We start from the raw sequence: 9,449 nt of genomic DNA on the forward strand, positions 1-9,449 counted from the left end.
TGTGCAAGTGCCGCAAGGATATGACAATGCAGCAACCTATTGCGACGAACGATGTTGTTTTGTTCTCCACCCTCAAGGAGAATCAGTATTTTGATCGAAAGAGTGCCCGCAAGGACGACAGGGAGATAGCAAAGCACATTAGCGCTTTTGCCAACGCGGCGGGCGGCAAGCTTGTGGTCGGTATCGAGGATAATGGCGAAGTGACGGGTTTCAGGCGCAATGGTGCGCGCGACATCGAGAACTTCGAACGCGCTGCGCTCACCACTTGCACGCCGCCCCCTATCGTTCACAGGGAGCGCATTTCTGTCGTCAATTCATCTGGTGAGGATGATTCGGTTCTTGTCTTGGATATTGAACCTTCGACCAGCCACTCCGTTGCCCGCATGAGTGATGGCGATGTGTTCTTGCGACAGAACGACAAGAGCGTAAAACTCAATCGAGAGCAGGTCATCGCTCTCGAGTTCGATAAGGGGCAGAGAATTTTCGAGGATGAGCTCGTCGGGGATTCCTCGATAGACGACGTGGACCATGAGGTGCTTGATCGCTATAAGGAGATTCTTGGAACTGAGGTTTCTGACGAGCAGGTCCTCAGGAGCCGTCGCTTTATGCGCGATGGAAAGCTGACCGTGGCAGGCGCTCTGCTTTTTGCGCAGGACCCATCTGTGATGATGCCGCAGGCTCGCGTTCGCATCTTGCGCTATGACGGCGTGAAGATGGAGACGGGCGAGCGTCTCAACATTACGAAGGAGCGATGCTTCTGCGGACCGCTGCCGAAGGTTATTCAGGGCGCTTACGAGCTTATATCGAGCATGCTCAGGGAGTTTCAGTTTTTGGGCCCCGATGGAAAGTTCCAGACCGTGCCCGAATACCCTGAGTTCGCGTGGTTTGAAGGCCTTGTCAACGCAGTGACTCATCGCGATTATTCATTCCGAGGCGACTACATTCGGATCTCAATGTTCGATGATCGCATGGAAATCATCAGTCCTGGTGCGCTGCCCAATATCGTGACGCTCGACAACATGAGGACCACCCGTTACTCGCGCAATCCGCGCATCGCGCGCACGCTGGTTGAATTTGGCTGGGTTCGCGAGCTTAACGAGGGCGTTCAGCGCATTTACACCGAGATGCAGAACTCTCTGCTTGGTGACCCAGTTTACTCGGAGCCCGGCAAGACGAAGGTACAGTTGACGCTCGAGAACAACATCGTGGCTAGGACAGTTAGGAGAAGCGAGGCGCTTGAGGATAAAATGTCGCCCGAGGCGATTGCCTCGCTAAGCGAGTATGAGCTTGCTGCCATTAGACTGGCGTTCGCAAACGGAAAGGTGACGGCAAGGGAGCTTGCTGCGCACATTGGAAGAGACCGTCGCACGGCAAATCGCGTGCTCAGTAAACTAATTGAGGGTGGCGGTCTGCTTGAGTGGCACGGCTCTTCTCCTACCGATCCAAGGCAGTTTTATAAGATACGGTAAAACAGACAATCGGTTTCGAGCCTTTGTCGCAGTAATGTCGCACCTTTGTCGCAGTAATGTCGCACCTTTGTCGCAGTAGCGCTTGACGGTGGCAGGCGGGGCTGGACCGCTCATCACGACAACAAGAAAGCTCTCCCCGGCACGCGCCGGGGAGAGCTTTCTTGTTTCAGGACCGGCCGCCCCGGGCCCATTCCTCAAAATTGAAAATAATTCAGTTTTGAGGAATAGGGTTGGCGCCCGTTGCTGCGAGCTGGTGCGCGCGACCTGGCGCTTGCCCTACGCCAGCCTCTGCATGCGGCGGTAGATTTCGCAGATGCCCTTGATGGTGAGCTGGCCGTCGACCACATCGAAGGCGTCGGTCGAACCGGCGACGATGCTGGCGAGGCCGCCCGTGGCGATAACGGTGGCGTCCTCGCGCCCCAGCTCGCGCTTCATGCGCGCGACCAGGCCCTCGGCCATGACGGCGGCGCCCGTCACGGCGCCCACCTTGATGCACTCCTCGGTATCGCGGCCGATGGCGTGCTCGGGCGCCTCGAGCGGAACGCTGGCGAGCTTGGCGGCTCGGGCGGCAAGCGCGTCCATCGATATGCGGATGCCCGGCGCGATCGCTCCGCCAATGTAGTAGCCGTCCTCGTCGATGACGTCGATATTGGTCGCGGTGCCAAAGTCCACCACGATCGCCGGCGCGCCGTAGAAAGTCTCGGCCGCGACGGCGTTGGCCACACGGTCGGCACCCACGGCCTGGGGGCGCGCCGCGCGCAGCTTGGTTACGGCGGCCGTCTGTGGCCCGATGACGATGGCATCCGCGGCGATGCGGTCGGCCACGGCGTGCCACTCGCGCGAGAGCTGTGGCACCACGCCGGCAAAGGCGATCGCGTCGACCGCATCGAGCGAGAGGTCGTACATCTTAAAGAAGCCCATCAGGCGCACATGGATCTCGTCGGCGGTGTAGGAGCGGTCGGTGGGCATGCGCCACGACTGCACCAGCTCGTCTCCGTCAAACAAACCCATGGCCGTCTGCGTGTTACCCATATCGATAGCGAGCAGCATGTCTACTCCCGGTGTCGGCGTAAAAGGACGCGCACCATTGTATACGCGCCGTCGACGGGCCTCGGCTGTGATCCGTTTACAGTGATATTGGCTGAGGGTTTAAATATGAAGGAATTATGCTCTACGAGATTTTTCTTGCCGTTTACCGAAGTCCCGCGTAATATTCTTTCTCGCGCACATGAGGCGCCCAGACATTGCGGGGTGGAGCAGTCTGGTAGCTCGCCGGGCTCATAACCCGGAGGTCGTAGGTTCAAATCCTGCCCCCGCGACCAAGACTTTTAGCAGCTCAGAGGCATTGTTCCTCTGGGCTGTTTTCTTTTATCTTGACAATGCAGCGAGGACTCCTGAGCGGAATATGAGCAGATTGCAACGACCGCCAGGACAAAAGGGATACCAATAAAACTAAAACCAGCTAAAAAGAAGTGAAGAACCCGTAGAATCTTTCTCAGTGGAAAAGGCTATCAAGTGAGGGTCCGTATGCCGGGAAAGAAAGCCGATGCAGAAGCTTTTGCAAGCAGGTGGGCGAACAAGGGAAATGAGAACCAGGACACCCAGCGGTTCTGGATTGACTTTTACCAGAACGTCCTCGGCGTAGAGGACGCGGTGTCACGGCTTGAGTTCGAAAAGCCCGTTTCCACCGATGCGAGCACACATGAAGGGTACATCGACGTCTTCATCCCGTCGGCAAAAACCCTCGTCGAGCAGAAGTCGCTTGGAATCGATCTCGCCAAGGAGGAGACGCGCCAGGGACGCAAGGTGACACCAGCGAAGCAGGGTAACGCCTATGCTCAGGGCATGCCCCTCTCCCAACAGCCGCGCTACATTATCGCTTGCAATTTTGCCGAGTTTTGGATCTTCGACCGCGAACGGGACTCGCTATGCCGGGAGCCTCTTTTCAAGTTGCCACTCGCCGAGCTCCCCAAGAATCTCGCGGCCATTCAGTTCCTCAAGGGCGGGGCGGAGGCCCCGGCCACGATCTCCCGTGCCGTCTCCGTAGAGGCCGGCAAGATCATGTCGAAACTTCATGACCAGGTTGCCGAGGCGTTCGACGACCCCGACGCGCCCGAGAACCACCATGCGCTCTCCGTGCTCATGACGCGCCTCATGTTCCTTATGTTCTGCGAGGACGCTGGTCTCATGGAGCCAAATGCCTTCCGAGACTACGTCGCACACTTCCAGGCGGGTGATCTCAGGCGAGGCCTCAAGGACCTGTTCGTCTGGCTCGACACCAAGGATGAGGACCGCGACAAGTACGCCGAGCCCTGGCTGAAGAAGCTGCCCTACATGAACGGCGGCCTCTTCCGCGAGAAGACGGAGATTCCGCCCCTGTCCGAGAACTTCCGCCATACGCTCATCGTCGAGGGGTGCCAGGAGTTCGATTGGACGGGCGTGAGCCCCACGGTCTTCGGCTCCATCTTCGAGGGGGCGCTGTCGCACGACCACCGCCGAGCAAACGGTCAGCACTTCACGAGCCCGGAGAATATCCACAAGGTCATAGACCCGCTCTTCCTCGACGGCCTCAAAGCCGAATTTGAGGAGGCCTGCGCCAAGCCCGTTGCGGGCGGTGCGAGAACTCGCGCCCTCAAGGATTTGCATGAGAAGATTGGTGACATCTCCATCCTCGACCCGGCCGCCGGATCGGGCAACTTCCTGACGGAGAGCTACTTGTGCCTGAGGCGACTGGAGAACCGCATCCTTTTCGAGCTCCAAGGCGATCAAACGTCGTTCAGTTTTGAGGATTCCGGCGATCGCGACGTGCTGGTAAACCTAAAAAACTTCCATGGTATTGAGCTGGAGGACTTCGCTTGCTGCGTTGCCCGCACGGCGCTCTGGATTGCTGAGAAGCAGGCGGATGCCGATACGGCAAAGGTGACGCAGCGCGTCTATCAGGAACTTCCGCTCACGGACTACGAAGGTATTGTCAACGCGAACGCCCTGCGGATTGACTGGAATGATGTGGCGCCCGCCAGAGAGATCGATTACGTTTTGGGGAATCCGCCGTTTATTGGCCATCAGTGGCGAAGCGAATCCCAACAGGAGGACATGACGGTCGTTTTTGCCTCGACGAATGTCAAGAAGTACGGCAAATTAGACTATGTCTGCGCCTGGTATGAACGCGCTGCCGAATTTATTCACGGCACCAAGGCCGTCGCAGCATTTGTTTCAACTAACTCTGTTTGTCAGGGGGAGTCCGTTCCGATTCTTTGGAAAAACCTGTTCGCTAGAGGTATAGAGATCGTCTTCGCGCACCGTACTTTTATCTGGGGATCGGAGGCGGCGGACCTCGCACATGTCCATTGCATTATTGTCGGCTTTGCTTCTAATGTTGCCAGAGGGGTTGCAAAGAAAATTTATACGGATGACAACGTCGAAATTGCTTCAAATATAAATGGCTATCTCGTTGACGGCCCATCCATAGCTGTCGAGTCGCGAAGAGCGTCCGTAAATTATGGTGCCCCGGCCATGACCAAGGGGAGTCAGCCAACGGATGGCGGTAATCTCATTTTTAGCCATGAGGAAGGCGAGGCTTTTAAGCAGAAATATCCTGAGCTAGAGGATCTCGTCAGACCGTTTATGGGCGCAAGGGAATTCTTGCGGGGGGAACCCAGGGCCTGTTTTTACCTGAAGGGCGCTAATCCTGGCAGGATCAAAAAGAGCGTTGAAATAATGTCCAGGCTCCACAAGGTAAAAGAGGCCAGGATGTCCAGTCCGACTCGGTCAGTTAGGGAATATGCCGATAGGCCGATGGAGTTTACTCAGGACAGACAGCCGAATAGCAATTTTCTTGTCCTACCGAAGACTACTTCTGGCCGAAGGAGGTATGTTCCCATCGGGTTCATGTCTCCTGACGTTGTGGTCAGCGATAAGTTGCACATTATTCCTGATGCTACGCTGTTCCTATTCGGTCTGCTTCAATCGAATTTCCACCAATGCTGGATACGCGCCGTGTCTGGACGCTTAAAATCGGACTATGAATATGCGCCAGCCGTGTACAACAGCTTCGTTTTCCCTTCTACCACTAACGAAATGGTTGAAGAAATTACTCGGTGCGCCCAACTTGTGCTGGACGCCCGGGCTTTATACGGCGGCTCGTCGTTAGCGGATTTATACGATCCCGATAGCGAATTTCTATTTCCAGACCTTATGAGAGCCCATGCTAGGCTCGATGCCGCCGTTGAATCGGCATATGGCGTCGACTTCGATGGCGACGAAAACAAGATCGTTGCCCATCTGTTTAACCTCTATGCAGAAAAAGTCGGTGAGTAGCGTGAAGGGAAGTGCCGTAAGGCCAAAAGAGGGGGCGGAGCTATCCGAGCCCGATTCTGTGAAAGAAGGTGTTGGGGGCCTAAAGGCTGAGGCTGATCGGCAGGAGGAAGAAGCCCAGAGATACGCCATTGCCTTCCTCAAGAAGGTGATGAGGCTGAAGGGCGTGGCGATTGAGCGCGGCCATTTTCTCCGTTCTGAGTTCAGGAAACGAGGCGTCTCGGACGAGCGAGTGGAGCTCGCGATTTCAATGAGCCCGGCTGCCGCTGGGGTGGATTCCGACCTCGTTGACTCCATCGCGAGGGACGTCATTGATTTCGAGACGAAGAAATCGACCGTTCTTTCGTTCTCCGCGGGATTGCCCGGAGGGCTCGCGATGCTCGGAACGATCCCGGCGGACGTGACGCAGTACTATGTCCACGCCTTTCGAATCATGCAGAAACTGGCGTATCTCTACGGCTGGCAGTCCTTCATCGACGATTGCGACGAGATGGACGATGAGACCTTGGCGGCTTTTGCCCTTCTCCTGGCTGTGATGGTCGGAGTGAGCGGGGCCAACTCCGCGTTGACGGCGTTTTCCAAAACGGTTCAGTCGAATATCGCCAAGAAGGTCGCCAGCAAGGCGCTTACGCAGACGAGCTACTACCCGATCATCAAAAAGGTTCTTGCCGGAATCGGCGTCAAGATCACCAAAAGCAGTTTCGGCGACGCGGTGAGCAAAGTCGTTCCGGTCGTCGGCGGCTTCATCTCGGGCGGCCTCACGTTCGTTAGCCTCAAAGGCGGGTCCAGGAGACTTGCAGGGGAGCTCAGGTTGTTGCCACAGGCGGCAGGCCCCGCAACTGCGGAACGGTCGGGCCCCGTTGGGCTATAAGCCGATTCGGTAAACTAGAACAGAAAGAGGAGCCAGATATGGCAATTAACTTGAAGACTGCGAAAGGCACGCATCGGGCGAGAGGGTGACGGATGAAGACTTATAACCTGGACACCATCCAGAAGGTTCCCCTGCGCGAGGTGTGGCCGCATGAGGCCCACGACTTCACCAAGTGGCTGGCCGAGGAGCAGAACCTCGCAACCCTCGGGATGGCGGTCGGAATCGAGCTCGAGCTCATAGAGACTGAGTCCTCGGTCGGATCGTTCAACGTGGACATCTACGCGCAGGAGTCCGGTACGGGCCGCAAGGTGATCATCGAGAACCAGCTCGAGGACACCAACCACGACCACCTCGGCAAGGTGATCACGTACGCCGCCGGCAAGGGCGCCGAGGTCGTCATCTGGGTTGTGGCGCGCGCCCGCGACGAGCACCGCCAGGCCATCGAGTGGCTCAATCAGCACACCGACAGCGACTTCGGGTTCTTCCTGGTCGAGGTCGAGCTCTGGAGGATCGGGGACTCCCTGCCCGCCCCGCGCTTCGGCGTGGTCGAGCAGCCGAACGAGTGGACCAAGACCGTGAAGCTCTCCGAGGGGCTCAGCGAGACCGAAAAGGTCAAGCTGGCGTACTGGACGGCCTACCGCGAGGTGGCGGGCGGCCATCCGGAGTTCCTCAAGGAGTTCAGCCCGCAGAAGCCCAGCAAGGACCATTGGTCGACGCTTCGCCTGGGGGTCTCGGCATACCATCTCGCCCTGCTCATCGATACGCACAAGGGCCGCACGGGTATCGAGCTGTACGTGGACGACGACAAGGAGATCGGGCACCGCGCCATCGCCAACAGCGGAATCTTCGAGGAGCGCCTCGGGCTGACGGCGGCACCCTTCGATGCGAAAAAGGCCTCGGGACTGCGCTTCTACAAGGCGGGCCACCCCATCAAGGGCCACCAGGACGCATGGCCGGGGTACATCGAGGAACAGCTCGGATGGGCCCTCGAGATGAAAAAAATAATCGCGGAGATCGGACTTTAAAAGCGCTTCGGCAATTACTGGGCTTATTGGACACACTTTTTGTCCTATAAGCCGACTGTTTTCTGACTACAAAATGCGGGGATGTCATCGAAAACAACGCTTGCGGTATCCAGATTCTGGTGGGGATAGATATCGCGAGCAAGGATTCCGATGCTAGACGATGCGCCCGGTAAGGTGCCCGGACGCATCGCGGTCGGTCTGTTGGGGGCCGTGCATCTGACGGTAAGATCTATCACGATGTTACAGGGCATGCCATCTTGCGGTCTTTCCCGTTCCGTCGCTATCGATGGTCTTGTCCACCTTCTTCATTTTCGCTAGAAGGTTCGATACCTTCTTGGCCTTTTGCGCGTCGGTAAGGCCCGAGGGGAGAAGATCGTTGATGAGGGCGGTGATTTTCGCACGTGGTGCGGGCCCCGTTTCTGAGAGCATCTGAATGACAAGCGCCTTGCAGGCCTCTTCATTGAGGCCTTTGCTGCGCGTGTAAGACACCTCCTGTCCCGTCTTCGAGGCAAGGGCGTTCGTGATGGAGATATGGGGGTACCTGCCTTCGATAAGCTTGAGTCGATGCAGCTCTGAGGCCTCCTCGTTCGTGATTTCCTCGCCTTTTTGAACCTTGTCCAAAAGGTAGACGACGTCCATCGGAAGGTCCGGCTTAGCATAGAGTAGCCTGCTGTAGCTCTCATTGATGGTCTTACCGTAGACACTTACGCGCACGCGGGTTGGATCCGAAAGGTCGTAGGTGGGTAGGGGGAAGTATCGCTTTCTCTGCATCTGGAATACTTTGGGGATTCCCATGGCGATGGTGTCGATCATGTCCATCTGCACCATCGCCTCGGAAAGGAAGGGGTTGCGGTAGTAGCTTGGCTTAAAACCCGGCCGCATCGCATTTTCGATTGTCTCCGGAATGAAGGACCCTTCGTTTAGGAAAACGAGGTGATCCTCGAATTCCTCGACGTTGATTCGCCCCTGCATGGAATAGTCTTGATGGGCGATACAGTTGTTCAGGAGCTCTCTGATGATCTCGGGTTCGTACTGGTCAGCCTCAAAGGGAAACAGACTCGCGCCATTTGCGTTGAACCGGTACTTCTCGTTGCGGATTTTCCCGAGTACCTGGTCAATCGCGAGAAGGAAGGGTGGTTTGAAGTGCTCGTAAGAGGTTACCGATCCATTGGAGGCATAGAGAGTCCAGGTGATGCGCGGGCTCATCCCATCGAGCAAGCGGGTGGATTCCGGCCTTCCGAGCAGGATGAGTGTCGTCGGGGTGATCTTGCCGTTTCTGGTTAGGTTTGCCATGTCGAGAATCGTGCGGTCATCCATGTCCGCGAACGCCCCGGAATGCCGTCGGTGCTTGGAGAGAAAGAGCCCCACCGCTTTCTTCACGGCTTCGGGGTCGAGGTCCTCGAAGGTTGCTTCTTCGATTTCGAGGGCACTCCAGTCCGGCCTCCGCATTTGGCGTATCTGCTCGTACTTATCGATGGGGAGTGGCCCGAGTGATTCGCCCTCGCGCGCCCATGCCGCATTGTTGAACGCCGTTGGCATGCCCGGCGTTGCGGCGGGGATTTGAAACGCGAGGACGCGTTTGCCGTCAATCCTGAGTTCATGGATCTCTCTCAGGGTGAGGTGGTTGTTCGCGCGGTCCGCAATCTCCTTTTTAAGGGATGGGACTGCGGACAAAAAGTTGGACCGTTGAGGTCCGGAACGGAGTCCGCATGGCATACAGTAGGAGAATGGTGGAGAGGGCCAGGGCGCTTCGCGGCGCCGGGCTCACCG

The 9,449-nt window shown here is 57.2% G+C and carries 6 protein-coding genes and 1 tRNA gene; 5 read left to right on the forward strand and 2 right to left on the reverse strand.

Features of this window, described 5'->3' with window-relative positions:
* Window positions 1–26 precede the first annotated feature (26 nt).
* Complete coding sequence (locus tag ACTM82_RS07145) at window positions 27–1,469, forward strand: ATP-binding protein (protein ID WP_441055403.1); 1,443 nt, start codon at window positions 27–29, stop codon at window positions 1,467–1,469.
* A gap of 276 nt (window positions 1,470–1,745) precedes the next feature.
* Here ACTM82_RS07145 and ACTM82_RS07150 read toward each other — a convergent pair whose 3' ends face one another.
* Window positions 1,746–2,519, reverse strand: a complete 774-nt coding sequence (locus ACTM82_RS07150) for a type III pantothenate kinase (protein WP_441055401.1) — start codon at window positions 2,517–2,519, stop codon at window positions 1,746–1,748.
* A 195-nt stretch (window positions 2,520–2,714) separates the two neighbouring features.
* Here ACTM82_RS07150 and ACTM82_RS07155 point away from each other — a divergent pair.
* The 4 genes from ACTM82_RS07155 (at window position 2,715) to ACTM82_RS07170 (ending at window position 7,679) form a co-directional block, all read left to right on the forward strand.
* Window positions 2,715–2,791: transfer RNA gene (locus ACTM82_RS07155), tRNA-Met, on the forward strand.
* A gap of 205 nt (window positions 2,792–2,996) precedes the next feature.
* Window positions 2,997–5,786, forward strand: coding sequence for a class I SAM-dependent DNA methyltransferase (locus ACTM82_RS07160; protein WP_441055400.1), 2,790 nt, complete (start codon window positions 2,997–2,999; stop codon window positions 5,784–5,786).
* Window positions 5,764–6,654, forward strand: a complete 891-nt coding sequence (locus ACTM82_RS07165) for a hypothetical protein (protein ID WP_441055398.1) — start codon at window positions 5,764–5,766, stop codon at window positions 6,652–6,654. The genes ACTM82_RS07160 and ACTM82_RS07165 overlap by 23 nt, the downstream gene beginning before the upstream one ends.
* A gap of 92 nt (window positions 6,655–6,746) precedes the next feature.
* On the forward strand, window positions 6,747–7,679 hold the full coding sequence (locus tag ACTM82_RS07170; RefSeq protein ID WP_441055397.1) for a DUF4268 domain-containing protein: 933 nt from the start codon (window positions 6,747–6,749) through the stop codon (window positions 7,677–7,679).
* 240 nt (window positions 7,680–7,919) lie between these two features.
* On the opposite strand, the gene ACTM82_RS07175 is transcribed toward ACTM82_RS07170, so the two are convergent.
* Complete coding sequence (locus ACTM82_RS07175) at window positions 7,920–9,353, reverse strand: ATP-binding protein (protein ID WP_441055395.1); 1,434 nt, start codon at window positions 9,351–9,353, stop codon at window positions 7,920–7,922.
* Window positions 9,354–9,449: the final 96 nt, after the last annotated feature.

Source organism: Collinsella sp. HCP3S3_E5, from assembly GCF_052067635.1.
Classification (GTDB): domain Bacteria; phylum Actinomycetota; class Coriobacteriia; order Coriobacteriales; family Coriobacteriaceae; genus Collinsella.